Source organism: Vasconcelosia minhoensis LEGE 07310 (assembly GCF_015207255.1).
Classification (GTDB): domain Bacteria; phylum Cyanobacteriota; class Cyanobacteriia; order Phormidesmidales; family Phormidesmidaceae; genus Vasconcelosia; species Vasconcelosia minhoensis.
Genome location: NZ_JADEXG010000013.1, coordinates 17,082 through 30,688, shown reverse-complemented (window position 1 = coordinate 30,688; position 13,607 = coordinate 17,082). Strand labels below are relative to the sequence as shown.

Here is a 13,607-nt window from a genome sequence, read left to right as displayed (position 1 = left end):
TAGCCATGCTTCAGGCCATAGCTCTAAACGCCAGCCATCCAGCCTACCCCAAGGCCCTGTCGCCCGACTGGTCAGACAGCCCGCCGACCCTGAGCGCCATCGGCAACCTTGGCCTTCTCCAGCAGCCAACCCTAGCCCTATTTTGCTCAGTCCAATGCCCCGGCGACCTGATTCTGCAAACCTATGACCTGGCTCGCAGCCTGCGCGATGCGGGAATAGCGACCGTCAGCGGCTTTCACTCGCCGATGGAGAAGGAATGTCTGCGCCTGCTGCTGCGGGGCACTCAGCCCGTGATTTATTGTCCTGCCCGCAGTTTAGAAAAGATGCGTCTGAAGGATTATGAAATGGCGGTGGAGCGCGATCGCGTTCTCATCCTCTCCCCCTTCCAAGGCAATCAGCACCGCATGACTGCCGCCCTGGCCCAGCGACGCAATCGGTTCGTTGCCGCCCTGGCTAACGCTGTCTTCATCGCCTATGCAACCCCGGAGAGCAAAACCGAAGCCTTAGCCCGGCAGGTGATCGCCTGGAATAAGCCCCTGCTGACCTTTGCCAGCAGCGATAATCAGAACCTGCTCAACCTGGGCGCACAGCCCATCGAGCCCTGCTTAAGCAGGGCTCGATGGTCATAAACAAGAGACGAAAATTAGGGTTTGTCGAATGTCCTCATCTTCCAATTCGGGGAATTCCTGGTATAGCTCATCCCGGTTCGGATAGGTCGCTAGCGGCTCGTCGAACGGTCAGGCGAAGATTGCGAATGCAGGGTTGCCCGTTCATTCGTTTAGGATTGCTGGTGATGCGATCGAGCTTCATGAAAATAGCTGAAGATTTGATGGGCGGTACTGGACTCGAACCAGTGACATCCTGCTTGTAAGGCAGGCGCTCTACCAACTGAGCTAACCGCCCGTACGGCTTTAAGCACGGGATTTTATCATAGCAGACCGCCCCCGTAACTCGTCACGAGCGGAACGAAATTTTCCGGCAGTTCACCTGTATTATTGGCCTACCGTCAAACTGATGCCCTATGCCTTCTGGCCGCACCCACGACCGGATTACGCTCTGGGGTCTGCCGCTCGTTTCTGGCCTGACCTTTCGGCTCACCCGCAGCCTGCCGCTGACCCTGATTACCAGCCTGGGCTACCTGGTCGGCGGCCTGATGCTCGGCCCCGACCTGGATATTCATTCGATTCAGTATAAGCGCTGGGGTGTCTTTCGCTGGATCTGGCTGCCCTACCAAGGCAGCCTCAAGCATCGCTCCCGGCTTTCCCACGGTCCGATTATTGGCACTCTGATCCGCGTGACTTATCTCTCGGTATGGTTGGCTATCTTTGGCCTGCTGCTAGTCGAGCTGGTGAATGGACCGGGCAATGGCCAGCTGACCTGGGCCGATTTGCGCCATGGCGTGAGCCGCAATGCCGCTCAATACCGATGGGAATGGGTCGCGCTGCTGGCGGGGCTGGAGCTGGGTGCCCTGCTGCACTCGGTGAGCGACTGGCTGGTCTCCCGCCATAAAAGACGGCGCAAAAACCGCAAACGCTGAGCGGTGCATTACTTCCGACTCTTTCATTTTCCTCTCAGGGAGCTCTCAGGTTAACAGCGAATAATGTGGACACCTTAGCCTAAGGTGATTCTGCCCTGGGCGAGCGAAGGTGACTAGCCTAGATTTAATGGCCTAGATTTAATGGCCTAGATTTAATGGCCTAGATTTAATGGCCTAGATTTAATGGCCTAGATTTAATGGCCTAGCTTCAACGGATTTGTTTTCAGCTATTTTTTTAGAGAGGGAGTGTCCTGATGAAAATTAAGTACTTAGCCGCGATCGCGGCAACCACGTCTGTTCTGAGCGTAGGTCTGCTCACCAGCTGTGGTCCGCAGGCTTCTGAATCCCCCGACCCTGCTGCGGATACGACTACCGATCCGGCTGCCGATCCCTGCGCTGCCGATCCCTGCGCTGCCGATCCCTGCGCTGCCGATCCCTGTGCTGCCGATCCCTGTGCTGGCAGCTAGCAGGAATCTTTTGCACGTGTCCTCATGCGAGTCTCTAGCTTTGGCTGGAGGCTTTTTTTACAGAATGCGATTTTTACAGAATGCGATAAATTAGACCCCATTAGCCGATGAGGAAACCGCAATGGATGTCGCATTTCTGGGCCTGGGGACGATGGGTGCGCCGATGGCGCTGAACCTGATAACGGCGGGCCATCGGGTTACCGGCTATAACCGGACTCGCGAGAAAGTTGCTCCCCTGACTGCCGCCGGGGCTAAGGCTGCCACTTCACCCGCTGAAGCCGCGGCCTCAGCAGAGATTATTGTTGTCTGCGTCAGCGATAGTAGCGATGTCGAGCAGGTGGTTTTGGGTGACCACGGCGTTGCGACCGGAGCCCGACCGGGCGCTTTAGTCATCGACATGTCCACGATTAGCCCCAGCGTCACCCGTGAAATTGCTCAGAAGCTAGCTGAAACGGGCGTCCGGATGATTGACGCGCCGGTTTCGGGTGGGTCAGAAGGGGCCAAAAACGGGACGCTCTCGATTATGGTCGGCGGTGCAGCTGAGGATGTTGCCTACGCTAGGCCAGTGCTCCAGGCAATGGGTCAGACGATTACCCACATCGGCCCGATTGGGGCTGGGCAAACGGCCAAGGCGATTAACCAGATTATCGTGGCGGGTACCTACTGGTCGGTGGCCGAAGGCATGGCCTTGGGGCTAAAGGCCGGGCTGGATATGAAGCGCGTTGTCCAGGCGGTGGGCAGCGGCGCGGCGGGTTCCTGGGGGCTGACCCACCGGGCAGGCAACATGATTGACCAGGACTATCCGTTAGGGTTTCGGGTTCGGCTGCATCATAAGGATTTAGCGATCGCGCTGGAAACCGCCCGCGAGCTAGGCCAGCCCCTGCCCCTAGCTGCCCAGGTCGAGCAGGTCGAGACCGGGCTGATTGCTAAAGGCTTTGGCGATGAAGATGTATCCGCGATCGCCCGCAGCGTTCGCGAAATGGGTGGCCTATAGGGAATCGCGAACGGCTTCAAGCGGGCAGATTTACGACCCCGACTTCCACGGCTTCCCCAGTGTGGTGATATACAGCACCGCCTCATCCTCTGGGATGCCCAGCACCTCATTGACCTGGTCATCGAAAAAACCTGCAATGCCGCTAACGCCCAGACCCAGCCGCACGGCGGCCAGGTTCAGCCGCTGACCCAGATGGCCTGCGTCCATATGCAGATAGCGGTAGGCGCGATCGCCATAGCGCTCCACCGCCTGGGCCAGATTCGCCGTATGAAACACTACTGCCCCGGCGTCGCGGCCCAGCTCCTGGCCGAGGCAGAGAAAATGCAGCTCCTGGCGAAACTGCTTGAAGCGAATTTGCCGCAGTTCCTCGGCCTGGGGGGCGTAGTGGTAGCAGCCCGGCTCTAGCGAATCGACGCCAGAGACGGCAATAAAGGTCTGGATTAGGCTGAGGTCGAAATAGTCGGGCTGGGCATCAAACCCCTGCTCGCTGAGATGCTCGGGGTGGTAGGTGAAGTCCAGCAGCGCTAGCAGCTCGGCTTGGGTCAGGGGGTCTCCGGTATAGCGGCGGGTTGAGCGCCGGGTGAGCAGCGTCTGCTCCAGCTCAGCCAGCCCTTCACCCCAGGGGATAGACGAGCTCTGGGTGGAAATTTTCAGGCAAAAGGGCAGGTCGTATTTATCGATTGGCTCAGCCGGGTCGTCAGCCGGTGAGATCGGGTAGCGCGGCGGTGGCCGATCGTCTGGCGCAATCTGGGTGACCTGGTGGAAATAGGGTAGCAGCTCACCGTCGGCCAGTTTGGGAAACTGGGTTTGCACCGGGGCTGGAAGAACGGTGGGGGCGAGGGGCAGATTTTGCGCTACCTGGAGCTGGTCGGCGAGGGCGGCGATCGCAATCACGCCCTCCTGGTCGCGATCTAAATACAGCAGCTGGTTCACCGCATCATCGGCAAAGCCACCGATCAGATGGGGCCGATAGTCGCACAGCGAGCCCGCCAGCTCCAGGTTGCCCAGCAGGTGGCCCGTATCGAGAAAAATGCGGCGGTAGGCCCGGTCTTCATAGCGCCAGACCGAGCGGTAAAAAACGGCGCTGATCACCAGCGCCAGCTGCGTATTCTCCAGCGACGGATGCCAAAAGCACCCTTCCTGCAGCGCCTGCCAGGGATAATCATCCCAAAACCGCAGCAGCGTATGGGTGCGCACCTGATAGTTGTAGAGCCCCGCCGGTAGCAGTGAAGTACCCCGCGAAATCAGATAGATCTCCGCTGGGTAGAGCCCACCAGCGGAGGGGGCAGCTCGCAGATATAGCGGTTCCGCCGTCATCGTCATGACCTTCGCCGTCAGGCCGTAGCTGTTTACTAATAGCCGCGACAGCCGCTGCCACCAGAGCCGCTCAGCGGGCGCAGCCGGAGATTTTTCCAGGTAGGGTTTGAGATCGACGGGGAAGCCTAGCTTATAGTCTTTGTAGGGAACCGGCTGCTTTGACCAGTCCAACTGTCGCCCTTTGTTAGCAATCGTTTGAGGATCGTACTTCGTGCGCTGGTGATAGTGTTGAGCAATCGAGTCAGCCATGAAGTCGCCGCAGAGTCCTCAGAGAATCCCCTTTCCACTATAGCCGTCTCGCCATCAGGAATCAGCCATTACCCGCCGTTATGAGTACCGACAGCCCACGCCTCGATCGGATTGAAAATGCCAAACCTCTGATGCCGCAAGGCGTTGAGCACAGCAAAGCCTACAGGGCTACGAAAGGCGCTAATAAGCCTCGGAGCGATCGGTTTATGGCACTTTCTGTCCTAGCTGTGCGACTTCAGCCGGAGCTTAAGGGCACTGACCAAAAGTCCTGGGTCTGCTCCGTTAGTGCATACGGTAAGACAACCAGCAAGGATTGGACTTCGTATTTCGTTGGCTACGATGCCGTGACGAAAGACCGGGTTCTGGCTGAGTTTGATGCCTGGGAGAACTTTGGCAACTTTGATGCTGAAGCCAGTCAGGCTCAGGGTCAGCTCGACGATCCTTTCCCCGTGTTCTAACCTACTGCCTGTCTCGCAGCTGCGGCTGTGGGGCAGGCTTTTTCCTGTAGACAGTTTTTCATACCTTGCTGAAGTTCAATCAAAATTCCGTCAGATTATACTGAATAGAGCTAGCCAGGAGGCAGCACAATGACTAATTCATCTGAAGACCGCTTGTCTCGCATTGAAGCGCTGGTTGAGTCTAACGCTCGGTCAATCCAAGCGTTGAGTGAGTCTAATTCCGAATCTATCCAATCGCTAGGTGACCAGATCGCAGACCTGATCCAGGTCCAGCGTGACGCCGAATCAGAACGAGCTGAGCTTAGAGCCGCGACGCTCGGTATCGCCAATTTGCTCAGCGCGTTGGATGACGATCGCCCCACCATCCTGCGGCGGCTGAATTCTATCGAACATAAAGTAGACCGGCTGCTGGAGGAGTAACCATTATGGTCTGTAGCTAGCTTTGGCTAGCTACAGTTTTTTTCTCCGCTCTTATCCGTTAAGGCACCTCCACATGAAAGTTACAGGTAGACTTACCCGCCTCAATACAAGCTTGTAGCTCATCCCGTTTCCAGCGTTCGATGACGGCCCAGGTTGAGTTCCTGGCCGTCATGCGGTGCCCAAACCAGCCAAACGTCCAAGTAATCAGATATTGAGACGTGACCAGGAACGGGGACAGTGAGTCAGAATAATGCCGACCAGCTTATGCGGGACTTTCTGGCAAAGGGGGGATTCTGGCTAAAACCTTTTTTCTCAGAAGGCCGGGGCATTGAATGTAGGTGACCGTGCCGTCGGGTTTGTTATAAAACTTGCTGGCATATTCTAGAACAGCAGTAGCGGTAGGCTCCAGCTGATCGCCATCGACCGGCAGATTGCCGAGCAGGTAGGTATTTTTGGCTGGCGCACTCAGGGCGACAGCGCAGTCCTGATCGCAGACGCCCATGCAGTCCACCGGGTGAATTGAGAACTCGTTTTGAAGCGGCCAATGCTGAAGCAGCGTTTTGAGCTGGGTGAGCAGGCGATTGCCCCCACTGACCTTAATCGGCTGCTTGGTGCGGTGGGCGCTGGCGCAGGTAGTGCAGACAAAGATGGTATGTTGTTGAGACATGGTGAAGGCGCGATCGCGGTTTGCGGCAATGTTCCTATTTGAGATCAGATTGAGCCTATCCCGCTACAACACATTTATGAAATCCTTCGCTAAACTCATCGCGATTCAGATTGCGGCCAATCACGACAAAGTCGCTGCGCTTAGCCTCATCCGGCTTCCACTGCCGGTCTCGGCTCATTGAGGTGAGCATCCGAACACTTTGGAATAGCACCCGCTCAGAAAATCCTCGGGCATAAAACAGTCCCTTCGTGCGGTAGAGATCTTCGCCCTTTTCCATCGCGACATCGTTCATCCAGATCATGAACTTGTTGATGTCGATTGGCTGCTCAGAGCTGAGGGCAAAAGAGCCGACCTCGGCGTCATGCTCGTGGTCTAGGTCTTCGAGAAAAGTTGGATCGACCTCCAGCTTGGCCGCCAGCTCAAACGCGCCGACGCCCAGGATTAGGGCAGGATCGATGACGCTGTTCTGGGTGTGATGGATTTTAGCTAGAGGATTGAGCGATCGCAGTTTTTGCTCAACGCTGGCCAGTTCTTCAGCATCGACTAAGTCAGTCTTGTTGATCAAAATCACGTCGGCAAAGGCCACCTGCTCCTGGGCTTCATGGCTGCCTGCCAGACTGCGTTCCAGATTGCAGGCATCGACCACGGTGATAAAGGCGTCTAGCTTAATGCTGGGCTTAATTTCGTCCGAGACAAAAAAGGTAGAGGCCACCGGGGCCGGGTCGGCCAGGCCCGTCGTTTCAATCAGGATGGCATCCAGCTCGGTGCGCTGGGTCAGGCTAATCAGCGTTTTAACCAGGTCATCCCGCACCGTGCAGCACAGACAGCCGTTGTTGAACTCGACCAGCTGCTCATTATCTTCTTCCACGACAATCTGACCGTCAATGCCAATTTCGCCAAACTCGTTGACGATAACCGCAACTTTTTTATCGCGCTGTTCTTTGAGCAGATAGTTGATCAGGGTAGTTTTGCCCGAACCCAGGAAGCCGGTCACGACCGTAGCTGGGATGCGCTTTTGAGGCTTGGCCTGCGACATAATCATAGGAATAAAATCCTGAACTTAAAGGGCATGTTGAGTAGACCGTCGTCTTAGCCAGAATCCAGCTGCGGTTCCCAAGGCTAGAACACCTGTACAATAGCCCAGGCTCACCAGCCGTACGAACAGGGGTGGAGCAACGCCGGTCACGTCAATTCGCTGGGAGAATTCAAAGGGTTCAAACGGGATCGAGCTGTTAGCCGCAGGGGAGACGTGAACCGTTACCAGGTGGGGCGCACCGTCAAAAAACTGTTGTTCCCAAACAAACTCACCCTGAGTATCGGTTTGGGCGGTGAAGTCAAATACTGTCCGCTCATATTCCAAAGATGTTGTGTTGATATCGAGCACCGCAGCAGAAATAGGTTCTCCCGTTTCTGCACGGGTCAGTTCGACTTCGAGCGGGATCGCTTGCCCCACCGTAGCGATCGCCTGATCTTCGAGGGTTGCCGTGATATTGGTCGGCACTGGCTCGGCATTTAAGGGTTCGGTATAATTGTCCTGCCCTGTCGGTGCCTCTGTATGGGCTCCCGCCCTTTCAGCGGTGATGCTGATGTAAAGTAAAGTCGCGATCGCGACCAGTACCGTGCCGCTCAGCACGAGCTGAACCGGGCGGGAAGCCACTTCGCCAGGGTTGGGCGGCTGGCTGCCGCCAATCACCCAGCCGCCGCCTAGCCCGGCTAGCAGCAAAATGCTCAGCAGAATCGCTAAGTTGCGATACTTCACAGGATTTTCTGGAACCTGGAAGGTCAGCAGGTCGGTGTAAGGTTCAAAGGTTCCCGGCACCCGAGGAGACACCCGCACCTGAAGCTGATACGAGCCCCGAATCGGCGGAACCTGCTGAAACTGAGCTTCTCCCTGGGGCGCTGGCAGCGTCAGGCGAGCCAGCATAGTGCCTTCGACGACCGGAAAATCAGTCGTCAGCCAGGGAGTCTTAGGTGGCGTATTCAGCAGCAGCTCCAGGATTGCATCCTCCAGGGGCTGCCCGTCATCAGCTACGGCCTTTAGAGAAAAGATGACGGGCTCTGAAAACGGCTCTATCTGAGATAGCGGCGGGTCTGTTTGAAGCTCAACGCGCGGCGCGGCGCTAGCAGCGGCTCCAGACAAAGCCAGGGCAGATAGACAGACCGCGCCACTCAAGCCAGCCCAGATAGAGCGTTTCATAGATAATCTCCTTGAGGTTAAACCGACCCTAGTGGCAGCCTACGCCGAGGGTATGGTGGCGTGTTTGGTGCATCGTGTTGTGGGTAGCCGGATAGGAGCTAAAAAAGAGCATCCACAGGCTCAATGAACCCAACGAGAGAAACAGAATGGCCTGGACGGGGACGGAGAGCACTCCCTGCTTCGCCCGCTTCAGGGTAGAAAGTTTGGAACTGTACATGACTATATCCTCGGTACTCAACGATAAAGAATAAACTAACCTTTTGCGGCCTTTTGTGGCGAATGTAGCATGGGTATAAAAATTAACCCGGTTCGCTCAATTTTCTAACCCGTGCTTGCCCTAGTAGCATGCCGCTTAGGGCGTTGCTACGACCGTCTTGGTCATCTCGGCGATGCCTTCGCGGAGAATGTCGCGGCGGGTGGTCTCGATCACCGAGTCACCCCGAATCGCGTCGTAGGGCACCACAATCCAGCAGGCACAGCCCCACAGGCATTCGCCCGCCATCCCTTCAAAGCGGATGGCCGGTTCTGACATCATTACGCCCAGGTCGAGCAGCCAGGAATGGTGCAGCAGCTTTTCTTCCCAGCTCAGCGTGTCGTACTGGTCGCGGCTTTCGTAGAAGGAAACGAAGTCGGTCTTGGCGACGCCAGGCAGCATGATATCGGCAAAGGCGGTGAGGTGGTCGAAGAATTCTCGATAGGTCACCTTGATGCCGGAGTCTTCGGAATCCAGCAGAAATTCGCCCATGGCCGCTTTGAATTTTTCATCCAGCTTGTCATTCCACATTTCTCGCGGCGAATGCACAATGCACTCGGCATAGTCGGTCTTGAAGCCGGGCTTGAGGCCGCCAAATTCAGGAATATGGTCGATCCACTGGCTGATCACCTGCCGCCATTTGCTCAGGGGCTCACCGGGCAGCACCTGCACAGCCGGGTGGGTGAGCTTGGCGACGTTGTAGAGCGCCCAGCTGTGATCTTTGGAGCTGATCGCTTCGTGAGGCGCAGTGGTCATGCCCACCAGCCGCAGCGCCTTGAACAGGGTGCGACCGTAGTCATCCAGGGCCGTCCGCATAAAGGCATCGGCGACGAATTTATTAGTGACCTGGAGGCGCATGCGATCGCGCACCTTCTGCTCACCCGTATTCGTATAGCGGGTCAGCCGCTGCCAGGAATTTTCCATCGACAGGGCAAAGAAGCCGCCGGTAAAGGGATTGCGGTACAGGTCGCCCCAAACCGTGACGACGCCCTGATTCTTGTCGTCATCGAGCATACAGTCGAGCTCGTTGAAGGTGGGGAAGAGGTTGCTGCCGCGATACATTTCAGGGTCGCCGCTGCAAGGGAGGGTGCCAATGCCGACGACGGGAATCCGGCGGCCCAGCTTGACATTGGACAGGTGCCGGGCCAGATCCACCACAATGCCGCTGCCGGTGCCACCGCCCATCGCGAAGGACATCAGCACCATCGAGGGCAGCTTGGTCTGATCGACGCTCTTAGCGAAGTCCTCCAGCTCTTTGTCTAGGGTGCGATCGCCGTCGTAGTAGGCTTTGCCGTAGATGGCTTTCGCGATCGCCCGGGGAAAATGGTCGCCCGCCTCGGGAATCTCGACGCTGTCGGGCAGCCAGGGCTCGTAGTTGGGGTTCCAGTAGTAGCGGGGATATTCCAGCTTGAGGAACTCGCGGTAGCGGCGCAGCGAGGTGAACAGCTCATCTCGGGTAGGTACTTCCATTGGCGCAAAGCGAATCTGCGCCCGCTCGGTGGGAATGTTGCGCTCCTTCAGCCGCTCCAGGAAGCCATCGGCATAGTCCCTGGCCTGCTGCATATCCTGCTCGCCAATATCGACGATCAGGGCGGTAAACCGAGCCCGAGGATCTTCTAGAATATCTTCAAGTTCGCCCGTCCGCAGCATGGAGTCGAGCATTCCGGCCCCGGTGCGGCCAATGCCGACAAAGTGCAGACAGTGGGGCGACTGAGACCCGGAAGCGCTATGGTACATGGATAGTGGCATGGATAAATCTCCTTGATTTTCTGTTGTTTAGCTGAGTGCAATGGGTGAAATGAGAAAAAAACTGAAGTCAAAGCCTCCAGGATTGAAGGTCTGGAGACCCCTGCAAAAAGTTAAAACTGCTGCTTGTTTTCCAGCCGATAAAGTTAATCGCTTAGCAGGTCGGATAGTAGCCCGTATCTTCCGTCAGAATCCCCAAATCCTTGAGAATATGGGCCGCCGAAGTCGCCCGCTCATCGGCAACATAAATCCGATAGTCTTCTACAAACTGTCCCGGTTCCCGATCGATTAGTCCTTCCTCAATCAGGGTGACGCCCTTTTCCAAATTTTCCCGGCTCAGACTGGCCGTCCAGAGCGGCGATTTAATGTAAATCTTCTGATCGTCTGCCCCGGTGACCTGAAGGATCTTGTTCCCCGCAACGGTTGGCACCTCGGCCCCGTTGGCGTATCTCTGACTGACGACTGACCAATCCAGCGGCATTGTTATAGTCCCCCTATGCGGTGACAATTTGCTCAAGCTTGTCGCGAATTCCTTCTAGACTCTCGCCCCGAATTGCCTCGTAGGGCACGACGACCCAGCAGGCGCAGCCCCACAGACATTCCCCGGCCATCCCCTCAAACCGAATCGCCGGTTCCGACAGCATCACCCCCAGCTCTAAAAGCCAGGAATGCTGGAGCAGCTTCTCATCCCACATTTTGCCGTCGTACTCCAGGCGAGCCTCAAAGAACAGTTCCAGGTCCGTCTTCTTAGCGCCGGGAATGACAAACTGAATATGAGTCTCGTCGCTGGCAGACTGGATCACCTCCGGCTCCAGGATGGGCGAAAAGGCGCTGTTCATCTTGCTAGCGATATCGGCCAGCTTCTCATCCAGATTGGCGCTCTCGGGAACCGCCGCCCGCAGCTCGAAGAAGTCCGTCGAGAAGCTGTCGGCCTTGAGTCCAAGCCGGTCGGGCAGTATTTCCGCCGTACTCTCAGGATCGATGGCACCAAACAGATGCACCCAGCGATCGCCGTACTGACTGCGGGCTGCCGTATGCTGCGAAGGTGGTGCGCCGACCCAGTTGAGCAGCCTCAGGGTTTCGTAAATTTCTAGCCCCTGGTTACGGGTAAAAAAGGAAGCCAGCTCGCTATCCACCGCTTTCTGCGTCGCGGCCAGATCCTGCGTCTCCTGCCAGGCGGGCTTTTGCGGCACCATCATAAACCCGGCGGTGAAGGGATTGCGGTAGAGGTCGCCCCAGACCTGCACGACGCCCTGATTTTTCTCCTGGTCTAACATGCAGTCCAGCTCGTTCAGCACGGGGAACAGGGCGCTGTCGCGGTGGTGCTCGGGGTCGCCGTCGCAGGGGGCAATGCCGACGCCCATGACCAGAGCACGGCGGCCAAACTTGACGTTCGACAGATGCCGGGCCAAATCCACGACAATGCCGCTGCCGGTGCCGCCGCCCAGGCCGAACACGACGCAGACGATGGACTGACAGGCGGTAGCGTCAACGCTTTTCGTAAACAGCTCCAGCTCCTGGTCGAGCGTCCGGGCACCGTCGTAGTAGGCTTTGCCGTAGATAGCCTTGGCGATCGCGCGGGGAAAATGCCCCCCAGCTTCGGGCATCTGAATGCTGTCGGGCAGCCAGGGCTCGTAGTTGGGATTCCAGTAGTAGCGGGGATATTCCAGCTTCAGGTATTCCCGATAGCGGCGCAGGGAGGTGAATAGCTCGTCACGGGTAGGAACTTCCAGGCCAACAGTTCTGACCTGGGCGCGATCGCTCGGCAGCGTCTTAGCCAACTCTGCTATTTCGGTCAAATCCTGGTCGCCAATGTCTACCGCTAGAGCCGTAAATCGAGTCCGATCGCCGGCTAAGAAATCTTCTGGGGCCTGGCGAATGGTCTGGGCGATAAAATCAGCCCCTGCCTTGCCGACGCCCACAAGATGCACCACCGTCGGCATTGGGTCTTCATCCTTTACCCGGTGAACTCCGCCCCGCTTCAGCGCTTCCAGGCGCTTCTTGAGGCGAAGCATTTCTCGCTGTTCATCCATGATGAGACCCTCTAGTTTGCTGCTGTTGTAGAAAAAAGACTGCTGGAACGCGGCACTCGGGCTGTGAACGCTGCTGGAGCAGGTCGGCCAGAGTGCTGCGTTGGCATCTCGTCAGTGATTCTCTAACCTATCCCTTCACCGAGACCGGAACCGTAGACGGCTGCGGCTTGCTCACCGGATTGGCCACTTTCTCTGAGGGAATCCCCTCAATCGGACATTCTGCAGTGCCCGCCGTAGATCGAGTGAGCGCCTCAACCCGCTCCTTCGACTTCTGCGGATCGTTGACCCATTCGCGATAGAAGTCAAAGGGACATTCCTGCATACCGTCGGGGCCGTCGTCTGACTTGATGGTGCCGGTATAGCCCCGATGGAGCAGCTTGAACAGGTGATTTTGTGACTGGGCGTTTTTGCGGAAGTCACGAATCGCAAACTTCGACAGGGCAGCATACTGAATGCCGTTTTCTTCTTCGCCACATTCGCCTAGGGTGCGACCGTCAAAGCCGACCAGTGCAGAATGGCCGAAGTAGCTATAAACCCCGTCAAACCCCGCAGCGTTAGCTACCGCGACATAGGTGTTGTTCATCCAGGCCATGGCCTTGGCGACGGTAATCTGCTGTTCCTTGGCCGGGTACATGTAGCCCTGACAGCGCACTACCAGCTCGGCCCCCTTCATCACGCAGTCGCGCCAGATTTCGGGATAGTTGCCGTCGTCGCAGATGATCAGGCTCACCTTCAGCCCCTTGGGACCTTCAGACACATAGGTGCAGCCGCCAGGATACCAGCCCTCAATCGGGCACCAGGGCATGATTTTGCGATATTTCTGAACAATCTCACCCTGGTCGTTCATCAGGATGAGCGTGTTGTAGGGCACCTTATGGGGATGGGCTTCGTGCTTTTCGCCCGTCAGGGAAAAGACGCCCCAGGTTTTGTTGCGAATGCAGGCGTCGGCAAAAATGTCGGTTTCCGGGCCGGGAATATCCGATGCCGTATCCATCATTTCCTGATGGTCGTACATGATGCCGTGGGTGGAATATTCTGGGAAGATCACCAGATCCATCCCCGGCAGACCCACTTTCATCCCGTCGATCACAGAAGCAATGTTTTTGCAATTTTCAATCACCTCTGCCCGGGTGTGCAGACGCGGCATCTTGTAGTTAACAACCGCAACGCCGACTGCATCTGCGCTGGATGAAATATCGCCGTGGTAAGCCATGATTGACCTCTTAATGAATCTACAAACTCTTCCTGATTCGCGTTGAATAGAGGAAG

General features: G+C 56.9%; 15 protein-coding genes, 1 tRNA gene and 1 pseudogene. 6 read left to right on the top strand and 11 right to left on the bottom strand.

Features of this window, described 5'->3' with window-relative positions; all coding sequences use genetic code 11:
* Positions 1-5: 5 nt before the first annotated feature.
* Complete coding sequence (locus IQ241_RS07620) at positions 6-629, top strand: DNA-processing protein DprA (RefSeq protein ID WP_193905823.1); 624 nt, start codon at positions 6-8, stop codon at positions 627-629.
* Here the strand turns inward: IQ241_RS07620 and IQ241_RS26410 are convergent.
* Together IQ241_RS26410 and IQ241_RS07610 are read right to left on the bottom strand one after the other, a co-directional pair.
* Positions 624-810: pseudogene (locus IQ241_RS26410) on the bottom strand (DUF433 domain-containing protein). The gene IQ241_RS07620 and the pseudogene IQ241_RS26410 overlap by 6 nt on opposite strands.
* 20 nt (positions 811-830) lie before the next feature.
* A tRNA-Val gene (locus IQ241_RS07610) sits at positions 831-903 on the bottom strand.
* Positions 904-1,021: 118 nt separating this feature from the next.
* Between IQ241_RS07610 and IQ241_RS07605 the strand changes: the two genes are divergently transcribed.
* The 3 genes from IQ241_RS07605 (at position 1,022) to IQ241_RS07595 (ending at position 2,998) form a co-directional block, all read left to right on the top strand.
* Positions 1,022-1,537, top strand: a complete 516-nt coding sequence (locus IQ241_RS07605) for a metal-binding protein (RefSeq protein ID WP_193905822.1) — start codon at positions 1,022-1,024, stop codon at positions 1,535-1,537.
* Positions 1,538-1,791: 254 nt separating this feature from the next.
* On the top strand, positions 1,792-2,004 hold the full coding sequence (locus IQ241_RS07600) for a hypothetical protein (protein WP_193905821.1): 213 nt from the start codon (positions 1,792-1,794) through the stop codon (positions 2,002-2,004).
* A 121-nt stretch (positions 2,005-2,125) separates the two neighbouring features.
* Entirely contained in the window at positions 2,126-2,998 is an 873-nt protein-coding gene (locus IQ241_RS07595) for an NAD(P)-dependent oxidoreductase (protein WP_193905820.1), read from the top strand.
* 30 nt (positions 2,999-3,028) lie between these two features.
* Here IQ241_RS07595 and IQ241_RS07590 read toward each other — a convergent pair whose 3' ends face one another.
* Entirely contained in the window at positions 3,029-4,564 is a 1,536-nt protein-coding gene (locus tag IQ241_RS07590; protein ID WP_193905819.1) for a SagB/ThcOx family dehydrogenase, read from the bottom strand.
* Between the two features lie 80 nt (positions 4,565-4,644).
* Between IQ241_RS07590 and IQ241_RS07585 the strand changes: the two genes are divergently transcribed.
* Positions 4,645-5,022 (top strand): hypothetical protein, encoded by a 378-nt coding sequence (locus IQ241_RS07585; RefSeq protein WP_193905818.1) that lies wholly within the window; start codon positions 4,645-4,647, stop codon positions 5,020-5,022.
* 129 nt (positions 5,023-5,151) lie between these two features.
* Positions 5,152-5,442, top strand: coding sequence for a hypothetical protein (locus IQ241_RS07580; RefSeq protein ID WP_193905817.1), 291 nt, complete (start codon positions 5,152-5,154; stop codon positions 5,440-5,442).
* 262 nt (positions 5,443-5,704) lie between these two features.
* Here the strand turns inward: IQ241_RS07580 and IQ241_RS07575 are convergent, their stop codons facing one another.
* The 8 genes from IQ241_RS07575 to IQ241_RS07540 form a co-directional block, all read right to left on the bottom strand.
* Positions 5,705-6,109 (bottom strand): DUF1636 family protein, encoded by a 405-nt coding sequence (locus tag IQ241_RS07575; protein ID WP_193905816.1) that lies wholly within the window; start codon positions 6,107-6,109, stop codon positions 5,705-5,707.
* A gap of 55 nt (positions 6,110-6,164) precedes the next feature.
* Complete coding sequence (locus tag IQ241_RS07570) at positions 6,165-7,151, bottom strand: CobW family GTP-binding protein (RefSeq protein WP_228021478.1); 987 nt, start codon at positions 7,149-7,151, stop codon at positions 6,165-6,167.
* 18 nt (positions 7,152-7,169) lie between these two features.
* Complete coding sequence (locus IQ241_RS07565) at positions 7,170-8,306, bottom strand: hypothetical protein (RefSeq protein WP_193905815.1); 1,137 nt, start codon at positions 8,304-8,306, stop codon at positions 7,170-7,172.
* A gap of 28 nt (positions 8,307-8,334) precedes the next feature.
* Entirely contained in the window at positions 8,335-8,523 is a 189-nt protein-coding gene (locus IQ241_RS07560; RefSeq protein WP_193905814.1) for a CbtB domain-containing protein, read from the bottom strand.
* Between the two features lie 135 nt (positions 8,524-8,658).
* A complete protein-coding gene (locus tag IQ241_RS07555; protein WP_193905813.1) occupies positions 8,659-10,308 on the bottom strand; it encodes an FtsZ/tubulin family protein in 1,650 nt (549 codons plus the stop codon).
* Between the two features lie 151 nt (positions 10,309-10,459).
* Positions 10,460-10,786: a hypothetical protein gene (locus tag IQ241_RS07550; protein WP_193905812.1), complete on the bottom strand. Its 327-nt coding sequence runs from the start codon at positions 10,784-10,786 to the stop codon at positions 10,460-10,462.
* 13 nt (positions 10,787-10,799) lie between these two features.
* On the bottom strand, positions 10,800-12,338 hold the full coding sequence (locus IQ241_RS07545; protein ID WP_193905811.1) for a tubulin-like doman-containing protein: 1,539 nt from the start codon (positions 12,336-12,338) through the stop codon (positions 10,800-10,802).
* Positions 12,339-12,465: 127 nt separating this feature from the next.
* Positions 12,466-13,551: an aliphatic amidase gene (locus IQ241_RS07540; RefSeq protein ID WP_193905810.1), complete on the bottom strand. Its 1,086-nt coding sequence runs from the start codon at positions 13,549-13,551 to the stop codon at positions 12,466-12,468.
* Positions 13,552-13,607 lie beyond the last annotated feature (56 nt).

Coding starts and splice junctions, on each gene's coding strand:
- IQ241_RS07620 (WP_193905823.1), top strand. CDS start 6: ATGCTTCAGGCCATAGCTCTAAACGCCAGCCATCCAGCCTACCCCAAG.
- IQ241_RS07605 (WP_193905822.1), top strand. CDS start 1,022: ATGCCTTCTGGCCGCACCCACGACCGGATTACGCTCTGGGGTCTGCCG.
- IQ241_RS07600 (WP_193905821.1), top strand. CDS start 1,792: ATGAAAATTAAGTACTTAGCCGCGATCGCGGCAACCACGTCTGTTCTG.
- IQ241_RS07595 (WP_193905820.1), top strand. CDS start 2,126: ATGGATGTCGCATTTCTGGGCCTGGGGACGATGGGTGCGCCGATGGCG.
- IQ241_RS07590 (WP_193905819.1), bottom strand. CDS start 4,564: ATGGCTGACTCGATTGCTCAACACTATCACCAGCGCACGAAGTACGAT.
- IQ241_RS07585 (WP_193905818.1), top strand. CDS start 4,645: ATGAGTACCGACAGCCCACGCCTCGATCGGATTGAAAATGCCAAACCT.
- IQ241_RS07580 (WP_193905817.1), top strand. CDS start 5,152: ATGACTAATTCATCTGAAGACCGCTTGTCTCGCATTGAAGCGCTGGTT.
- IQ241_RS07575 (WP_193905816.1), bottom strand. CDS start 6,109: ATGTCTCAACAACATACCATCTTTGTCTGCACTACCTGCGCCAGCGCC.
- IQ241_RS07570 (WP_228021478.1), bottom strand. CDS start 7,151: ATGATTATGTCGCAGGCCAAGCCTCAAAAGCGCATCCCAGCTACGGTC.
- IQ241_RS07565 (WP_193905815.1), bottom strand. CDS start 8,306: ATGAAACGCTCTATCTGGGCTGGCTTGAGTGGCGCGGTCTGTCTATCT.
- IQ241_RS07560 (WP_193905814.1), bottom strand. CDS start 8,523: ATGTACAGTTCCAAACTTTCTACCCTGAAGCGGGCGAAGCAGGGAGTG.
- IQ241_RS07555 (WP_193905813.1), bottom strand. CDS start 10,308: ATGCCACTATCCATGTACCATAGCGCTTCCGGGTCTCAGTCGCCCCAC.
- IQ241_RS07550 (WP_193905812.1), bottom strand. CDS start 10,786: ATGCCGCTGGATTGGTCAGTCGTCAGTCAGAGATACGCCAACGGGGCC.
- IQ241_RS07545 (WP_193905811.1), bottom strand. CDS start 12,338: ATGGATGAACAGCGAGAAATGCTTCGCCTCAAGAAGCGCCTGGAAGCG.
- IQ241_RS07540 (WP_193905810.1), bottom strand. CDS start 13,551: ATGGCTTACCACGGCGATATTTCATCCAGCGCAGATGCAGTCGGCGTT.